20 protein-coding genes and 1 tRNA gene are annotated in these 16128 nt (G+C 66.7%); 5 read left to right on the top strand and 16 right to left on the bottom strand.

All coding sequences use genetic code 11. The features are described 5' to 3' along the window. Positions 1–24: 24 nt before the first annotated feature. Positions 25–98: transfer RNA gene (locus BMZ82_RS10695), tRNA-Pro, on the top strand. Between the two features lie 108 nt (positions 99–206). Here the strand turns inward: BMZ82_RS10695 and xerC are convergent. The 11 genes from xerC to BMZ82_RS10640 all read right to left on the bottom strand — a co-directional run bounded on the left by xerC (position 207) and on the right by BMZ82_RS10640 (position 6554). Further along, a complete protein-coding gene (gene xerC, locus BMZ82_RS10690) occupies positions 207–1376 on the bottom strand; it encodes a site-specific integrase (RefSeq protein WP_093774184.1) in 1170 nt (389 codons plus the stop codon). Continuing rightward, positions 1376–1564 carry a helix-turn-helix domain-containing protein gene (locus BMZ82_RS10685; RefSeq protein ID WP_093774182.1) on the bottom strand — a complete coding sequence of 63 codons (189 nt, stop codon included), beginning with the start codon at positions 1562–1564 and terminating at the stop codon, positions 1376–1378. Before BMZ82_RS10685 ends, xerC begins: the two co-directional genes overlap by 1 nt. Beyond that, positions 1561–2841 (bottom strand): replication initiator, encoded by a 1281-nt coding sequence (locus tag BMZ82_RS10680; RefSeq protein WP_093774180.1) that lies wholly within the window; start codon positions 2839–2841, stop codon positions 1561–1563. The genes BMZ82_RS10685 and BMZ82_RS10680 overlap by 4 nt, the downstream gene beginning before the upstream one ends. A gap of 151 nt (positions 2842–2992) precedes the next feature. Further along, positions 2993–3238, bottom strand: a complete 246-nt coding sequence (locus BMZ82_RS10675) for a SpdD protein (RefSeq protein WP_093774299.1) — start codon at positions 3236–3238, stop codon at positions 2993–2995. 17 nt (positions 3239–3255) lie between these two features. Then, positions 3256–3450 carry a hypothetical protein gene (locus BMZ82_RS10670; RefSeq protein ID WP_093774178.1) on the bottom strand — a complete coding sequence of 65 codons (195 nt, stop codon included), beginning with the start codon at positions 3448–3450 and terminating at the stop codon, positions 3256–3258. A 17-nt stretch (positions 3451–3467) separates the two neighbouring features. Continuing rightward, on the bottom strand, positions 3468–3659 hold the full coding sequence (locus tag BMZ82_RS10665; RefSeq protein ID WP_093774176.1) for a mobile element transfer protein: 192 nt from the start codon (positions 3657–3659) through the stop codon (positions 3468–3470). After that, positions 3659–3859: a hypothetical protein gene (locus BMZ82_RS10660; RefSeq protein WP_093774174.1), complete on the bottom strand. Its 201-nt coding sequence runs from the start codon at positions 3857–3859 to the stop codon at positions 3659–3661. The genes BMZ82_RS10665 and BMZ82_RS10660 overlap by 1 nt, the downstream gene beginning before the upstream one ends. Positions 3860–3879: 20 nt before the next feature. Continuing rightward, a complete protein-coding gene (locus BMZ82_RS10655; RefSeq protein WP_177244447.1) occupies positions 3880–4473 on the bottom strand; it encodes a DUF2637 domain-containing protein in 594 nt (197 codons plus the stop codon). Further along, positions 4473–4733, bottom strand: coding sequence for a hypothetical protein (locus BMZ82_RS10650; RefSeq protein ID WP_093774172.1), 261 nt, complete (start codon positions 4731–4733; stop codon positions 4473–4475). The genes BMZ82_RS10655 and BMZ82_RS10650 overlap by 1 nt, the downstream gene beginning before the upstream one ends. A 91-nt stretch (positions 4734–4824) precedes the next feature. Then, entirely contained in the window at positions 4825–6198 is a 1374-nt protein-coding gene (locus BMZ82_RS10645; RefSeq protein WP_093774171.1) for an FtsK/SpoIIIE domain-containing protein, read from the bottom strand. A 5-nt stretch (positions 6199–6203) separates the two neighbouring features. Further along, complete coding sequence (locus BMZ82_RS10640; RefSeq protein WP_093774169.1) at positions 6204–6554, bottom strand: SCO3933 family regulatory protein; 351 nt, start codon at positions 6552–6554, stop codon at positions 6204–6206. A 166-nt stretch (positions 6555–6720) separates the two neighbouring features. Here BMZ82_RS10640 and BMZ82_RS10635 point away from each other — a divergent pair, with 166 nt between their 5' ends. Then, a complete protein-coding gene (locus tag BMZ82_RS10635) occupies positions 6721–7140 on the top strand; it encodes a hypothetical protein (protein ID WP_093774167.1) in 420 nt (139 codons plus the stop codon). Positions 7141–7145: 5 nt separating this feature from the next. Here the strand turns inward: BMZ82_RS10635 and BMZ82_RS10630 are convergent, their stop codons facing one another. The 3 genes from BMZ82_RS10630 to BMZ82_RS10620 form a co-directional block, all read right to left on the bottom strand. Beyond that, positions 7146–7874, bottom strand: a complete 729-nt coding sequence (locus BMZ82_RS10630; RefSeq protein ID WP_093774166.1) for a GntR family transcriptional regulator — start codon at positions 7872–7874, stop codon at positions 7146–7148. Between the two features lie 92 nt (positions 7875–7966). Continuing rightward, on the bottom strand, positions 7967–8404 hold the full coding sequence (locus BMZ82_RS10625) for an ATP-binding protein (RefSeq protein ID WP_093774297.1): 438 nt from the start codon (positions 8402–8404) through the stop codon (positions 7967–7969). 279 nt (positions 8405–8683) lie between these two features. Continuing rightward, the gene (locus tag BMZ82_RS10620) at positions 8684–9424 is read right to left on the bottom strand and encodes a GntR family transcriptional regulator (RefSeq protein WP_093774164.1); all 741 of its coding nucleotides are present in this window, start codon (positions 9422–9424) and stop codon (positions 8684–8686) included. Positions 9425–9505: 81 nt separating this feature from the next. Here BMZ82_RS10620 and BMZ82_RS10615 point away from each other — a divergent pair, with 81 nt between their 5' ends. Further along, positions 9506–10600 (top strand): DUF1152 domain-containing protein, encoded by a 1095-nt coding sequence (locus BMZ82_RS10615; RefSeq protein ID WP_093774162.1) that lies wholly within the window; start codon positions 9506–9508, stop codon positions 10598–10600. A 424-nt stretch (positions 10601–11024) separates the two neighbouring features. Next, positions 11025–11915 carry an HNH endonuclease gene (locus BMZ82_RS10610; protein ID WP_093774160.1) on the top strand — a complete coding sequence of 297 codons (891 nt, stop codon included), beginning with the start codon at positions 11025–11027 and terminating at the stop codon, positions 11913–11915. Positions 11916–12201: 286 nt separating this feature from the next. Here BMZ82_RS10610 and BMZ82_RS40195 read toward each other — a convergent pair whose 3' ends face one another. Continuing rightward, positions 12202–13185 (bottom strand): hypothetical protein, encoded by a 984-nt coding sequence (locus BMZ82_RS40195; RefSeq protein ID WP_143098843.1) that lies wholly within the window; start codon positions 13183–13185, stop codon positions 12202–12204. 695 nt (positions 13186–13880) lie between these two features. Here BMZ82_RS40195 and BMZ82_RS10605 point away from each other — a divergent pair. Beyond that, positions 13881–14351, top strand: a complete 471-nt coding sequence (locus BMZ82_RS10605; protein ID WP_256251845.1) for an SCO4402 family protein — start codon at positions 13881–13883, stop codon at positions 14349–14351. Positions 14352–14860: 509 nt separating this feature from the next. On the opposite strand, the gene BMZ82_RS10600 is transcribed toward BMZ82_RS10605, so the two are convergent. Next, positions 14861–16036 carry a TIGR02679 family protein gene (locus BMZ82_RS10600; RefSeq protein WP_256251844.1) on the bottom strand — a complete coding sequence of 392 codons (1176 nt, stop codon included), beginning with the start codon at positions 16034–16036 and terminating at the stop codon, positions 14861–14863. Between the last annotated feature and the right edge of the window lie 92 nt (positions 16037–16128).

Raw genomic sequence — 16128 nt, 5'->3', positions numbered from 1 at the left:
GACAAGCAGGACAAGCAGCGACATCGGGGTGTAGCGCAGCTTGGCAGCGCGCTTCGTTCGGGACGAAGAGGTCGTGGGTTCAAATCCCGCCACCCCGACAGCTAGACAGCAGTTCAGAGGGCCCTTACCGAGTCGGTAAGGGCCCTCTGGCGTTGCTGCGTGTCTAACTGCGTGACTATCGATTCTTCAGTGCTTTGGCTTCGTGCTTACGGCCGCTGTTGCTCGGTGCCGAAGATGCCATCCATGACGACGGCGCCGGTCTGGATCACGGGCCGGATCTGCTTCCGGTAGACCTCCTCGGTGACGGCCGTACCGGAGTGGCCGACGAGCCGGGAGATCTCTTCCAGCGGCACGCCCCGGTCGGAGAGCAGGGACACGAAGCTGTGCCGGAGCTCCCGCGGCGTCCACTCGTCTCCGTTGATCCCGTCGACGTCCTTGAGCGCCTGGCGGAAGGCGCGGCGGACGTTGGCAGCGTCGAGCGGCTTGCCGACGGCCGAGGAGAAGACCAGGCCGTGTTCCTCCCACTTGTCGTCAGCGGCGAGCCGATCCCAGCCTTGATCTTCGAATTGCTGCCAGAGCGCTTCGACGCAGCGCGCCGGCAGGGCGAGGGTGCGCCGGGACTTCCGGGTCTTGGTGTCTCCCGTGCGCCGCACCGACCGCCAGACGGCGATGTGGGGAGGCTGCGGCGGGTCCATTTCGGGACGGCCTTTCAGGAAGACATGGTCCCAGGTGAGGGCGCGGAGTTCTTCGGTGCGGGCCCCGGTCAGCAGCGCGAGGACGATGTAGGCGTGCATCGAGGTCCCCTCGGCGCCCTTGAGCACCGCCTCAGCCTGGGCGAAGGTGAGCGCCTTGGATGGGCGTCCAGCCTGCCCCTGGGGGACCGAGCACAGCTCGACGACGTTGCGCTTCACCTTGTCCCGCGCCATGGCCCGCTTGACCGCGCGGTTCAGGTACGAGTGGAGTGACTGGAGGGTGCGGGTGCTGAGCGTCTTGGCCTTGGTGGCCAGCCAGCGGTCAACGTCCTCCGCACTGAGGTCGCGGAGCTTGCGAGCGCCGAGTGACGGGATGACGTGCTTCTCGCTGAGGAGCGTGGTGGTCTCGACGGTGTTGGGGTCGAGGCCGGCCAGCCCGTAGGCGAGCCAGTCTGTGACCGCGTCCTTGACCGTGTAGTTGGTGGGCGCGATGGCGAGGCCGTCTTCGTGGTCCCGCAACACCTCCTTGAGCTTGTTCTTGGCCTCAGTCTTGGTCTTGCCACTCCCCCGCTTGACGATCCGCTTGCCGCTCGGGTCGAAGCCAAGGTTCGCCGTGGCGATCCACCGCTGTCTCTTCTCGTCCCAGTGCAGGCCGCCGTCACCACGGCTGCGACGCTTGGTCATCAGGCCGCTTCTCCCATCTGGTGCCGGATGAAGGCGCGTACGGCGTCGTCCGGGATACGGCGGCAGCCGTCGACCTTGATAGAGACCAGGCGGCGGGTGCGGATGAGGTCGTACACCTTGGTGCGGCCGACCTTGAGCCGGGTCATGACCTCCGGGACGGTGAGCAGTTCGGGCGCGGCCGCGGTCATGCGGTGGGTTCTCCTTCTGTTCCGGGAGCGGGTTCGAGGGTTGCGGCAAGCCAGGTCTCGGCAGCGCTGAGGCCTGTACCGGCGAACACCCAGTGGGCGAGGACGAGCGTGGTTTCGCCGGCCTGCGGGACAGGCGGAGCCGTCTGAGCCCGCCGCCAATCAGCGCGGGCGGTACGAAGGGCGCCGAGGGTGGTGGAGTAGCGGCGGGACTTGGTGGAGAAGTGGCCGCGGAAGCCGAGCATGTGAGCCCAGGCGCGCAGGCGGAGGTGTTCCAGGTCCTTGCGTGCGCCGAGGGTCCAGGCGGTACGGATCAGGCGTCGGGCGTGGTCGCTGATCCGGGCCTGAGCCAGCTCGGCGAGGAACCGGATCGGCCGGTCCAGGGTGCCGGTCGTCGTCTCGGCGCCCTTGGTGGCGTACTTCGCGATGTACGCCGCTACGGCCCGCTCGGTCAGCTCCTGGCCGTCGTCGAAGTCGGCGGAGCGGATAGGCCGGACGTCGAGCTGACGGCCGAAGGTGAAGGAGTGGGCCCGACCGTCGATCACCGGGCCCTCGACGCGGGAGGCGGTCACGGCAGCGCGAATGGCGTCGGTCAGCAGCTCGGCTGTGGCCCAGGCCGGGGGCGGGGTGTCGCCGCCTTCCGGTCCATCGAGTCGGATGACCGCATGGAAGTGGACCGCTCCGCGCTTCTGGTATTCCGCCACCTTCGCGAAGGAGACGCGGGCGTGGTCGCGGAAGGTGCGTTGGGTGAGACCGGCGCGCTTGGCGACCTCACGGCGGAGGTAGATCGAGAAGCGCCGCCAGAGGGCGCCGGCGTGCGCGTTCCAGAGAACGGCCGCTTCGTAGTCGTAGGTGTCCGGGTCGAGCGGAGTGCCGAGTACAGCGTCCTCCTGGTCGTGACGGAGGCCGCAGCGACAGGCACGGCCGTCCGTGCGGCGGTTGTGGACCGGCCCGAAGCCAGGGGCGGTGAAGGTGGCGAAGACGCGCGGGTGGGTGGCGACCTGGTCGGGGGTGCCCTTGCCGCCCCGCAGGCCGGCGGTGATCAGCTGGAAGGTGTCGCGCCGGTAGACCTCTGCACAGGCCGCACAACGCGTTGCCCGCCGGTTGTTGCAGCGGACCAGGAGGTGACCGGCGGGGAGGGTTGCCGAGTCGAGGCGGTGAAGGAGGTTGCCGATCTCGCCCGTGCGGGTGTCGATGTCGTACTCAGTGCGGTGTCCGTCGAGGCGTACAGGGTTGGTGCAGCCGCCAAGGCCCGCGAGCTGTCGCGCGAGGGCGGGCATGGTGCCGAGGGCGGCGAGGGTGCTCAGCTCCGCCAGCGGGGGCGGGGTCGAGTGCGTAAGGATGGAAGTCCCTTTCGGCTGTTTCGGTGGTTGGGAGGGACGGCCCCGGGGCGGCGGGATGCTTGGCGGCGTTTGCCGCCCCGGAGGCCGGTCAGCGCCTGTTGGCGCCGGTGACGAGGGAGCGCAGGACCACGGCGGCGATGGCGACCGAGATAGCCGTGACAGCGACGGCTGCCAGGAGCGCAGTGAGGACGATGCCGACGACGACCACGGCGGCGACCGCACCCGCGTAGGGGGTGAGCGAGCGGCCGGCGGGCGGTGCCGGGGCCTGCACCTGGTGCTGCGTGGCGCTGGTGGTCGGCAGGTGCGGGGTGTCGGGCAGGTGCGGGCGGAACAACACGGCGTACCTCCTTGTCACTTGTCGTTGCCGTTGACGACGCCGACTCCGGTACGGGTGCCGGTTTCGATGGCGGGGGCGAGGAAGGTGTGCGAGAGCCAGAAGCCGAACAGCGCGATGACGACGGCGACCCAGATGCGGACGCCGAGGAACTTGATCGCGGCCCAGGCGATGACGCCCAGGACGAAGACGAGCGGGAGCGAGACGGTCACGGAATCTCCTCAGCGGATCAGCGGACGCGGCAGCGGTGGGTGCGGGCGGCCAGCTCGGCGGCGGTGCGGCTGTCGTAGTCGGCGGAGAAGCCGCAGCGCGGAGCCGTGCAGACGGCGGCGTGCTTCTCGCGGCCCCGGCCGTCGTAGTAGGTGCCGACCTGGACGGGTCCGATGCGGACGAGGCGGCGGAAGCGCGGGGTGGCGGACATCAGGGCAGCTCCTTCGGTTCGTCGTGGTTCTCGCCGGTGAAGTCGGCGACGTGGTCGAGCAGCCACCGCCGGATCTCCGCGCCCTCGACCGGGTCGGCGGTGAGGATCACGGGTTCGGCGATGAGCATTGCTTCGGTGAGGCGGTTCTGACGGGTCAGCTCGGCGGCACGGTTGAGAGCGCGGAGCGTGGACGGACGCATGAGTTGAAGTGCTCCTGAGTTCAGGTGAGTTGGGTGGCGATGGCTTCGGCGAGCGGCAGCGGGACGCCGAGCCGGGCGCGGAGGGTCGAGGTGTCAATGGGGAATCCGGTGCGGGCGTGGTGTTCGTCGGCGACCCTGCGGGCGTGTGCGACGAGGGCGGGCGGGACCGGGGTGGCGGACGGCGGAGCCGGTTCCGGCTCGGCTTCCACGGCGACCAGTTCCGCCGTCGGGGTCGTCACCGCTTCCGGCTCTTCCGTCGAGCCGTGGGCGAGGAGGGTTCCGCCGAGGAAGGCGACCGCGGGCCATCCAGCGACGAGGATGCGGAGCCAGGCCGGTACGGCGTCCAGGTCGAGCAGGCCGGCCGTGACGACGTTGGCTCCGAGCGAAGCGATCAGCGCGACGAGGAACCAGCACCACCCGGCCGCTTTCGACCCACCGGAGCGCAGCCGCCGCCAGGCCGCCACCAACAGCAGGTCGACGGAGACCGGATAGGCCCACGCCTTCCAGCCGTCTTGCCCGGCAGCGGCGGCCAGGTCGTGAAGGTGGGCGAAGGACAGCGCGGCAGCGATGAGGGCTTGGACGAGTACGGCGTCCACGCGGACGGGAAGCCGCATCACGGCCTCTCGTCCCGGTCCGTCTCACCGTCGGGCAGGGCGGCGGCGTAGGTCTCCAGGGCCCTGACGTAGTCGGCGCAGGCGGCGGCCAGCTCACGGGCGAACGTCAGGTGTTCGGCGATGGGCACCCGGTCGAAGGCCGACACGGTCAAGGAGTGGCCCTCACCGTCGAGGGTGAGGAGCGGGGTACGGACCGTGCCGTACTCACAGAGGCGGACGATGGTGTTGCCGTCCGCGCAGAAGGCCATGGACGCAGTCACGGGCAGTTCCTCTCCGATTCGGGCATGGCGGGGGTAGGGACGTGGCGCGGGACGGCCGCGCCGACCGGTGGTTCTGGGCGAAGGTGGGGAGTTACTCGGTGACCGGGCGGGGAGCGGTCACCGGTCCGGACGCCTCCACGGGCGCGGGCGGGACGTACGGCCGGAACGGCGCGAGCGCCGGAACATCCGGGGCGAGGTGCGCCGACTCACGGCAGACGGCCGCGGCGTCGGCGAGGGACAGGTAGGGAGTTCGGATGCGAGACCAGCCGCCGGAGGTGTCACCGGCGACGGCCAGGCCGGGGAGTTCAGGAGCGATGGTGCAGGCCGCGTAGACGGCTTCGGGCGCGATGTCGCCGAGCGCCATCTTGGCGGAGGCTTCGTCATTGACGCGGTGACAGATACGGCCGGTGAGCTGGGCCCGGAGCATGGTCGCGCCCTTGCCGAGTTCGGCGCCGAAGCGCTGCCCGCACACTTCGAGGTAGATGCCGGCCGCACGGCCGAGCTGGGCCAGGCGGATGAGGTGGGTGACCATCTCGTCGCGCCGTTCCTCATCCTTGCGGGTGGCGACGAGGAAGAGTTCCGCGACCTCGTCGACGAACAGCACGATGGGAGCGGGGCGTTCGCTCTCGGGCAGTCCCCAGACATCCGAGGTGATCTCCTCGTCCGGGGTGCCGGGCGCGATGCCCTGACGGGCCTTGATCAGGTCGTATCGGTCCTCCATTTCCTTGACTAGGACCGGCAGCAGCTCAGCCGCTTCGTCGGGGTCAGTCGCCAGCGCGGAGAGCCGCGAGGCGAACGGCGCCAGCTCCACGCCGCGCTTGCAGTCGACACCCACGAGGGCGACGTGCTGTCGGGCGAGGCCGGCGACGAGGTGCCGCAGGTACATGGACTTGCCTGACAGCGTGGCGCCGAGGACGAGTTCATGCGGTACGGCGCGGTAGTCACGGACGAACGCCGTCGCGTCCTCCCGCAGCGCCACCGGCACCCGCAGAAACCCACCATCGGCCTGCCGAGGCATCCGCACCTTGCGCAAGACGTCGTACCCGACGAGCCGCAGTTCGACCACACCGGGCTTCACATCCCGCACGTACACGGCGTGAACACCCCAGGCGTGCCGCAGCCGTTCGGCCGAGGCAGCCACGTCCGCAGGTTCCTGCCCGGGAGCGAGCCGCAGCCGTACCCGCAGGCCAGTCGCATTGGGCCGGATCACTCCGCGACGCGGGGGAACCGGCCGCACCTCCCGCCGGGTAGTCGCCCGGACAGCCAGGGCCCGCCACCGGGACGGCTCGACGGTCAGCCCGCAGGCGTCCATGGTCGAGGAGTACGAGGCCAGCAGCCGGGCCACCGAGAGCGGCAGCCCAACCGTGGACCAGTACGCCGCCGGGTGAGCGTGCCGGGCGTAGGCCGCGCCGCCCATCACGGCGAGCGGTCCGCCCAGCTCGGCCAACGTCACCAGGTCGGTCACGTCGATCAGCCCGCCTGAGCCATATGGAACGCACCGGGCATGACGGCCGTGGCGCGGTAGGCGATGCCGTGCCGCTCGCGACCGTTGAACACGGACTGCCAGGGCCGGGCGACGAGCCCCGGCAGCGAGACCGGAGCACCGACGGTCAGACCGTCCGTCACTCCGCTCTCCGGGATGGTGACCTGGATCAGCGACGACTCACCCTCGTCGATGTACACGACGCCGATGGTCATCAGCGCCTCGCCACTCACGGCGTCCTTCGCGATCTCACCGGTCTGCCGGTCACGCACCTTCGGCGCCGGCGCTTCGGTGAGCAGGATCGTGGCGGTCGAGGCATCAACGCGGATCACACGCACAGAGATTTCTCCTTCTGAGTCGATCAACCTGCCAGCCTGACAAGTTGACTTAGCAAGTTCGAAGCTAGAGATGCCAAGTTGACTTGTCAAGTGACTTGCCATGGTCAACGAGACAGCCCACGAGGGCGAGCGCATCATGAACCCAGCAGCAAGAGGAGGGCGCGCCATGGACAACAAACACCGCGCTCAAGAGCCGCATTCATGGGGGCCGCGCGGCTCTCAGGGGTCCTCGCCGGCTCCGGACACCTGGCAGGCACCGACTCAGGGCCCGCCGTCAAGTGGGTACCACAATGATGGGACGACGGCCCCGCCGCCGAAGAAGCGCCACAGGATCTTTCTCTGGATCTTCCTGGCAGTCCAAATCCTCTTTCTGATCTGGGTGATCACAGGCGCCGCGAGCGGCAGCGGAACACCCGAAGAGTGTCGAGGGCTGACCGGCGACAACTTGAAGCTGTGCAAGGACGCGAGCGACGTCGGAACCACGATCGGTGTGGGGCTCATCATCGGCCTATGGGCAGCCGCCGACATCATCCTCGGCTTCACGTACCTCGTTTACCGACTGGCGACGAGACAGCCGCGGGCATAGAGCTGTCAGCGCAAGCGGTAGGTGTCTTCAAGCTCTTGCCGATCCGCGGGAAGGAGCACGTCAGACACTTGCAGCGCCTGACCGGCAGCATCAGCCGCCACGACCAGGACGCTCAGCACGGGCACACCGTCGGGAAGCTCCAGCAGCTCGGCCTCACCAGGGTCAGGCAGGCGAGCAGAGACCCGTTCCGTCACGTGATCGAAGCGAACCTTCTTGCGTGCTTCCAGATGTGCACGGCTGCCGCCACTCAGCGGTTCGGCGCTCCCCAGCTCGGTACCGTCGACCATGCCGTCGGGGAAGTACGACGACACCAGCTCAACAGGTTCGCCGTCCTCCACGACAAGGAATCGACGGACGAGAACCTCGGCCCGCTTCGGCAGCCCAAGCGCGGAGGCGACCCGCGCCGGAACAGGAACCTGACCCACCTCCAGCAGGCGGCCCGGCGTCCGGGTCTCATCCCGTGTGAGCGCTTCGCTCCCCCGGCGGTCCTTGTGCTCGACGACGGCCGGCCGTCCGCGCACGATCGTGCCGAAGCCCTGCCGCGATTCCAGCCAGCCGTCACGCTTCAGCAGCTCCAGCGCCCGGACGACGGTCGGACGGGACATCCCGAAGGACTGCACGAGCTGATTCTCGCTGGGCACCCGTGTACCGGGCGGATAGGTGCCATCCTCGATGCGTTGCTGGATGGTCTGCGCGAGGCGTACGTACTTCGGTGCCTCCACTTCATACGCCATGAACGCCGCCGCCTGTCGAGATTGGCCAAGTCAACTGGTCAACCAGACTAGCGACGAATCCGTCGGCGCAGTACCAACGGAGGGTATTGCCCTCACGACGGCCAGGCATCGGCGACGACAAAGGCGACCACCGTTCCGCCGAAGCGACTGGGCCCGGAATGCCAGGACTCGGCGATCGAGTCGACCAGCAGCAGCCCCCGCCCGTGCGCGTCATTGGCGTCAGGCCGCCGAAGCCGCACATTGGCCGGGAAGCCGGGGTTATGCACCTCGATGCGGAGCGAGGTGTCATCCCGAAACCACTCCACCCGCACCAGCCACGGTTCGTCAGCCTGGCCGTAGCGGATGGCGTTGGTCACCAGCTCCGAGATCATCAGCGCGCAGTCCTCGACCGAACAGGCCGGGTTGTACGGGGCGATGAACTTCCGGAACCAGCGCCGGGCCCTGGGAACCGACTCCGGAGCCGGATGCAGGGTCATGGCCCCGAGCCGCGGTGAGTCCTCAGAGGGATAGCGGTCGATCGTGTAAGCCACCATGCGCGCTCACTCCTTGCCGCTGCCGTCGCAGTCGAGGCAGCGCCGCTTCGATGTGGCACGGGTGCGGTCAGCGGCAGCAGCAAGCGCGAGAGCCGTACGGGAGCCGACACGCTTCCAGCCGCGCCCCCGACAACTCCTGCAAGGTAAGTGCGCTCCCTTGTCCTGCCGCCGACTCGTCACTCCGGGCCCCCTTCCGATCAAGTGGCCTTAGCCACTTACTGGATAGTGGCATTAGCCACTCGTAGTGCGCAAGCACTTCCTTGAAGTGAGGACTCATCAGGTGAGCGGATACCCCTGCTCGAACGCCCAACGGTTCGGCGGGTAGGTGGCTTCGGCGAACTCCAACGGCCGGTCCTGGAGGTCGAAGACGACGTGATGCACGATCAGCACAGCAGACCCGGCCGCAAGCTGGAGGTCAGCCGCTTCCTCGTCGGTAGCCTGCCGAGCGCACATACGGTCTTCCGCGTAACTCCCCTGCCGCCCCGTCATGTTCTCGACGTACATCAGGGTGCCCTCCTGGATCCGCTCAGGCTCCAGGAGCTTGGGCGCCCGCTGCCCGATCTCCGGCGCGAACCACGAGGTAGACAGCGTGATGGGCCCGTCCTGGTTGTTGGTCACCCGCCGGCGATGCACGGCCCGCCGGTCCTTCACCAGCCCCAAGGCCTCAGCGACATGATCCGGCGCATCCAGCCACCCGGCGGAGGTGATGACCGCGTACTCGCCGGGCGTGTAGATCTTCCCGGTCTGCCGAGCCCGCCCGTACAACTCCCGTGCCCGCCTGTTCACTTCAAGGCTCCGCACGTACGTCCCGGACCCCTGCCGCTTCTCGACGAGCCCCTGATTGCTCAGCGCCTCCAAAGACCGCGCCGCCGTAGGCCGGGACACCTTCCAGTCAGCCGCCAACTGCCGCTCCGATGGAACCTCGTCCCCCGGCCGCAGATCACCGCGCAGGATCTGATCGCGAATGAAGTGAGCGATCTGGAGATACTTCGGCTGCGTCTCCTCGATCTGAGGCATGTCCCCTCCTCGTCCAAGTGGCTATAGCCTCTGGCCACTATAGGGTGAGTGGTCAATGGGCAACCCCGTAGTCTTGGGCCCATGACGCGGTTGATCGTCGCAGCAGGAGGAGGGGGCGACGCAGTCGCCGCCGCAATGCTTCACGCCGCCCTGTACGGCGACGAGGACCAGGCGGTGATCCTCACGTACGCGTGGGACCGCTTGCTGATCGACCCCGTACCGGGCCCCCGAGGACCCGACGACTTCACCGGCCTCGAACCACTCACCCCGACCGTACGGAAGGTGCCGGCGAAGGCCCGCCCCATCGCACCGGCGGGCTCCACACTCCCCCGCCTAGCGGCAGAGCTCCCACACGCCTTCGCGCTGATCGACCCGAGCCACGGCGCCGAGGGCGTCACGCGCCAGCTCGAAGACCTGGTCACTCACCTACAGCCGACCTCAATCGATCTCCTGGACGTCGGCGGCGACGTGCTGGCCCGAGGCGACGAACCGACGCTGAAGAGCCCGCTCGCGGACTCCCTAACACTGGCAGCGTGCGGCCAAGTGAACGCCCCAATCCGCCTGTTGGTCGCAGGCCCCGGCCTGGACGGCGAACTGTCGCCCGAGGACCTGCGCAGCATGCTCGGCCCCCTCGTCCACACCTTCACGGCGAAGGACGCCGAGCCGGTCGGTCCGGTCCTGGACTGGCACCCCTCGGAAGCAACCGGCATGCTCACGGCAACAGCCCGCGGCGTACGCGGCACATGCGAGATCCGAGACGCCGGCCTTCCCATCCCCCTGACAGACGAAGGCCCGACACTCCACGCGGTCGACCTGGACGACGCGTTGAGCCGCAACGAGCTGGCCCGCGCCATCATGTCGACAACCACCCTGGGCCAGGTGGAAGCACTGAGCCGCGAGATCTGCGGCTTCTCCGAAATCGACTACGAGCGCAACAAGGCCCTCTGGCTCAAGGAGCAGCGGCCGACGAAGCTCGATGCTGAGTCAGTACTACGCCAGCTCGCTCAGTTCGAGGCAGAAGCCCGAAGCCGTGGAGTCACGCACACGACGTTCCGCCACCTCACCGAGGCCCTGAACCTCGACGGCTCACAGCGCGATGACCTGCGCCGATTGCTCGTCAAGAGCCGCCCGGAGCAGTACACGGCCCCACTCTGGCGCATCCCAGCCGCCTCCTGAGTGACAACATTCTTTACGGGTTCAAGGCGGCTCGCTACGCTCCCCGCGCGCGGCCCGGCCCCCGGCCGGGCCTGCGCTCCTGCCTTCGTCCCGCTCCAGCCCGGCCGGCGCCCGTGCCGCGCTCAAAGCATGCAGCCCGCCTGATGCCAGAGAAGGGGTACGTCGTGGCTGGGGCGGTCAGCTCCACGGCTTTACGGAGCCACTTTGGCGCGAGCCTCGCAGATCATGGCCCCAACGTCGTGCTTTACCGGGCAGGTCCACAGACTGCCCGACGCGCCGGAAGCTTACGGGGCCATGATCACTCGCGCCAAAGCAGCGCCACCCCAAAGCCGCTCCACCGACCTCAGGTTCGCCGAAAACGCATGCATAGTCCCAACCGTCAGGCAAGATTGGATCGACGGTAAACAAGCCCAGGGGAGGGCGTGTGAGGGCAAAGAAGAACGAGTGGTTGACGCATGAGTACTTCCGTACGTACCGGATTGCCAATGCAGTGGACACCATCATGCGCGACCCGTTCTCACATTTGCGCCACCTGGAAGGACTGACGGTAAACGACGGAATTTACGATTTCCTTCCACATTGGCAGAAGGATTCCGCCCTTCATAAATTCATCCGCTTCGTTGCTGATGAAATCCTGATGAATGATACTGACGGCCCAACACGAGTGCCATTCGGCCCTGACCCCATCTATCCGGATTGGATTCTTCCTGTTGACGCCGCGATGTTGCAATATGGAATCATCGACGAGCCCTTGTTCTTCATTCCTGACGAGCCTGACCCTGAGGGGATCCCCGGCAGTGAAGGTAGCTCATCAGAACCCAAGGATCCGCATTGTGTCGTAAATGCGTGCTACGACTACCTTTTGAATCTACGGTGGACTCAGGCTTACGAGGACCTCATGTCCCGTGTCACCGACGAAGTCTTTTATGTGATGTTTCTGAACCGGCGAGCCTTGGCTAATTTGAACCAATTTCTTTCCGGGTATGTTGAGGAGGTCGCTAGTGACGGTTTTGACGCGGACGAAGCATCATTGTCGGACCTTTTTGTGCGTGACGGGGAACTGAAGCGAGTTCGCCCCCCGATGTGGGCACGCAGGGCCGTCTTTTACCGCGATCGCGGTAGGTGTACGGCTTGCGGAACAGACTTGTCCGGGCTCATTGACACATTGAACGTTGGTAATTATGACCATATGGTGCCGCTTGCGCGAGGCGGTTTGAATGACGTCACCAATCTCCAGTTGCTCTGCGAGAACTGCAATTCCAGAAAATCCGACAAAGTTGAGGACCCTAGTAATCGGTATCGTCGATGGTATTGATCCAGGTCGTCAGGGTGGGTCGACGAAACTGACGGCAATGTGCCGGGGCTGAGCCGTCCGAGGTCGACCAACGCTGGCAATCGGTGCCCGCAGGTGACGGGCGAGAAACTGTTCTGCTGTACAGCAGCGAAGCACAGCAACCACCGCGACCGCACCCAGTCATCACCGACCGCAGGCATCCGGACGACCAGCCCGGCAGACCTCAGCGACCGCCCCGCCCGTATTTCGCATCGAGGGGATAGGCCGACGGAAGTGCCTTGACTCGGTCATTGAGACTCCGCCGACCTTACGAAAAATTCAGGTCGGGAATTTCGTAGTGAGGGTCTGGCAGTGACACACCCCATCTAGCGAGTGCGTCGTTAATTTCTTTGGCCAGCCGCAAGGAGGTATCGCGGTGAGGATGAGGACTTAGGCCCCCATCGCGTGACGCATCATAACCGGGCATAAAAGGCCAGAGGTCAACTCTCCTCGTATCGATGCCCAGCAGTGAGCACACATGCCTCAATCCAGAGTCCACGTGGCCACCTTTGTCTCGCTCGGCAGCTAGTCTTCCACAAAGATCCATGAGGGCGTACCCCTTGGGCGACACTTCATAAATGGTTCCCGATTTTCGAGGATCCGGGCTACGGACGATGAATCCCGTAAGGTTCAGACGGATAATCCTCTCCTTTACCGGAGCGACCCCGACACCCATCTGCTTTCCGAGCTGCGTGTAGTTACCAAAGCCAGATGCTTCGACTTGCGCCAAGACTGCGAGACTGAGTCCACACATTCCGCTCCACGTCGCAAAGGAAGCGACATCACGCTCAGTGATGCCGCCGAGAACAACTGCAAGCAGGAGATCACGAGACAACGAGTTTTCGAGTTCTGTGTAAACTAGACTCCTATGACTCTCCGAGTCGGCGTCAAAGTCTTCTGGAACCCAGAATACGCGCAGCCGGTCAAGCCTGTCTGCCAGCCCGGCTTTTTTGTAGTCGGAGATAGCCTCGTACAGCACCGCCTTATTCTTCATGGTAGTGCGGGCAACATAGACGAGGACGTCTGATGCTGCTTCAGAAAGCAGCATCCTGATGTCTTTATCGATACCCTCGTTATGTTTCCAGAGCGTCTGCCCCGAAACAGCCCTCTTCCAATTGGTGGCGAGATCGCAAGCGAAATCAAAACGTTTACGGTCCGCCTCTTTGTACGCATAAAGGCGAGACTCTGACGTATTCTCAAGAATTTGCAGAACTGCATCGGATAGAAAAGCGTGCTCAGCCGACTCGGCCACTTTGCCCCTCCCAGGTTGCCGCCGTCAGTTGGATGGTACGAGGCGCCGCTGACAGATGGACTTGGCGAGCCGACGTAGGAGCCCTCCAGGGCCGGTGCAGTTTCGCTGGTCATCGGCCGCCAGCCCTTGGCGTCTTCATACGTGTAGGCGGTGTGTCTGACGTCGTAGCGCTGGCCGAGATCACGGCCATGCCGCTGGGGATGGATCTGCCCGCCCTCGGGGCCTCCGTCGAGGCGTCTTCTGGCACACCCACAAGCACGAGGTAAGGGTCCGGCTGGACGTGTGGCGGACGTCTGCCGAGTGATCGTTCCGAGTCGTATCTGAATGATCGCAGCTTCCCAAGCTGTGGGCTCACGTGCCGTCGTCACGGGGCCGGCCGTCGCGGCTTGCTCTGGTCGACGGCGCAAGCCAGTAGCGTGGCTGAGGCCGGTGGGGTGCAGCGAGGCATACGCGCGCCTGGTCGGCCGTCGCACCCGCCGTCGTGGCTGGCTGTCGTCGGCTGAGGTCCGTGCCACTGTCGTGCCAGATGCAGCGGTCAGCCACGGTCAACGAGGGTGTCTGGCGGTTGAGTTGCTGGGCATCTCACGAGTCATCGAAGCCCCAGGTCACAGGTGCGATGCCCCCGCCTCTCTCCTAAAGTGGTGCTCCTGAAAACACCAGCGCCTTCTGAGGGTGTGGTCGCTAGGCTCGGGCTCGTGAGCGGAGAAGCCCAAGTCATGGCGAATCACCGTGTCCACGTCGTACCTGTGGTCTTGGCTCTGGCCAATCCACCATGGCAGCGGGACGTGTGGCTCGACCCTTCGGAGTTCGAGAACATCGACCACGTCTTCCACACGCTCTTCGATGACTTCTGTGACGCCGATGAGCCCGAGCGGTACCTCGGCATCAGCTTGAGAACCGAGGAAGAGGTAACCCTTATGCGGGCCCTCGGTGTCGCGCTCAACGCTGCCGCCGCGGAGGCACCCCACGACACCGACGCTGAGTACCTTCAGGCATCAGCCTGGCCCGAAGTCGTGGCCATCGCCGGACGCCTCGCTCAGGTCATGGTCTCGAACGACCTGCGCTTGCTGAGCTGTGGTCAGCAAGCGTGGGTGTCTAACTGCGTGACAACACCCACGCACAGCAGCGAACGAGCGCGGACGTCTACGGACCATCACCACAGGTGAACCGCGTCGCAGCCCAAGGCAGAGCCCTCGCCCAAGTTGCTTCGGGACGAAGAGGTCGTGGGTTCAAATCCCGCCACCCCGACAGCTAGACAGCAGTTCAGAGGGCCCTTACCGGGTAGGTAAGGGCCCTCTGGCGTTGGTGCGTGTCTAACTTCGTGACAGGAGGCTGTGCCGGAGTTCCCGGGGTGTCCACTCATCGGCATCGATCCCGTCGACGTCCTTCAGACAGGCCGTAGCGAGGGTGTCGGCCGTCAGTCGACGCCGGCGGAGCTGAGGGTCGCCCCGATTATCTCGGTTGCGGACGTCGTTCCCTCCGGATCCTGTGCGCTCGGGGAATGAAGAGGATGGCATGGGATTGATGGTGTTCCCGGGAGATGGAGACACCTCCGGTCCGGACGTCGGCTGGTCCTACGGCGGCTTCGCCGACTTCAGGGCGCGGCTGGCACAGCAGGAGGGTGATCCACTGCATGGACTGACCGTAGCCACGGCCACGATGCCCGCAGGCCCGTTCATTGGTGGGTGCGTTCTCGTGACAGGTCTTGCAGGAGGGTGTCCGTCATCGATTCCTCCATGACTGCTTTGTCGTGGGTCGCCATGGTTGGGGTGAGGGTCGGGTCCCACGGGGCCTCGGTGAGGCGGCCTGGGGAGGGGGCTTGGGGGGTGGTGGCGAGGGCTGTCAGGTAGTCGTGGGTGGTCATGCGCCAGGGGACTGCGGGGGTTTTGTGCATGACGTGGGCTGCGATGCGTATGCCCTCGCCGTCGAAGTCGCCGTGGTAGTGGAGGGTCGCGCCCTCTGCTGCCAGGAGGTGGAGGAGGCGGACGGCCGCGCCGTTCGGCCAGCCCGAGGTGCAGACGAGGGGTGGGCAGTCGGCGCCGAAGCGGCGCAGGGCCAGGGCGAGGACGCTCGGGTTCTCCGTGATGTGGACGGGTCGGGCCGGGAAGCCGTACTCGCCCGGTGATCTCAACTGGGCGAGGGTGAGCGAGACCGCTTGGCCCGCCTCGGCGCAGATGCGGGCCAGGCGGCTCAGCGTGCCCTCGCCGGTCAGGCGGAGTCCGGCGGCCAGGACCGTCGTGGACAGGTCGTCGTCGGCGACACCGGCCCGGGACCACAACTCGCGCCGCGCTTGGGAACTGTCGGGCACGGGTGTGTCGTAGAGCGTGGACAGGGCCCGTAGGACGAGGGCGGACAGGCGGGTGCCGTCGTCCAGGGCGTGCGGGTCGCCGTGCCGGACCCGCGCGGCGAACACCGGTAGCGGCTCGCCCTCGGCGGGCAGCGCGGCGAGCACGGTGAGGGCGGCGGAGAGGAGGTCGCGGGTGCGGGTGGTGGAGCCGGCCAGCAGGCCCTGGGTGCGGCAGTACGTCGTCCAGTCCGTGAGGACGGGCTGGGTTCGGATCGTGTCGTGGGTCGTCAGCCAGGACCACAGTGCCGTGCGTTCGTCGTCGCGGCGACGGCGTTCGGCCGCTCGGTCGTCGAGTGGGCCGATGATCTGGGTGACCAGGTCGCGTACGGTGCCGCCGCCGGCCTCGGCCACGGCGTCCGCCAGCCTGGTCAGGCGGACGGTGGGGCGCTGGTCCGGCAGGCGGTCCATGCCGAGGAGGTCGGCCAGGGCCTCCCGTTCGTCGTCGTCCAGCGGGCCCAGGCGCACGCTGGTGACGGGGCGGCCGGAGGAGATGCGGTCGTGCACCGCCTGCCAGAGCGGGCGCAGGTGGGGGGTGGTGAGGTGTGGGGGAGCCGGGAGGGGGAGGGGGGAGGCAGAAGGGGGAGGCGGAGGGGGAG

Source organism: Streptomyces sp. yr375 (assembly GCF_900110755.1).
Lineage (GTDB): Bacteria > Actinomycetota > Actinomycetes > Streptomycetales > Streptomycetaceae > Streptomyces.
Note: the sequence above shows the minus strand (reverse complement) of the source record. Positions and strands in the feature narration are given on the sequence as shown.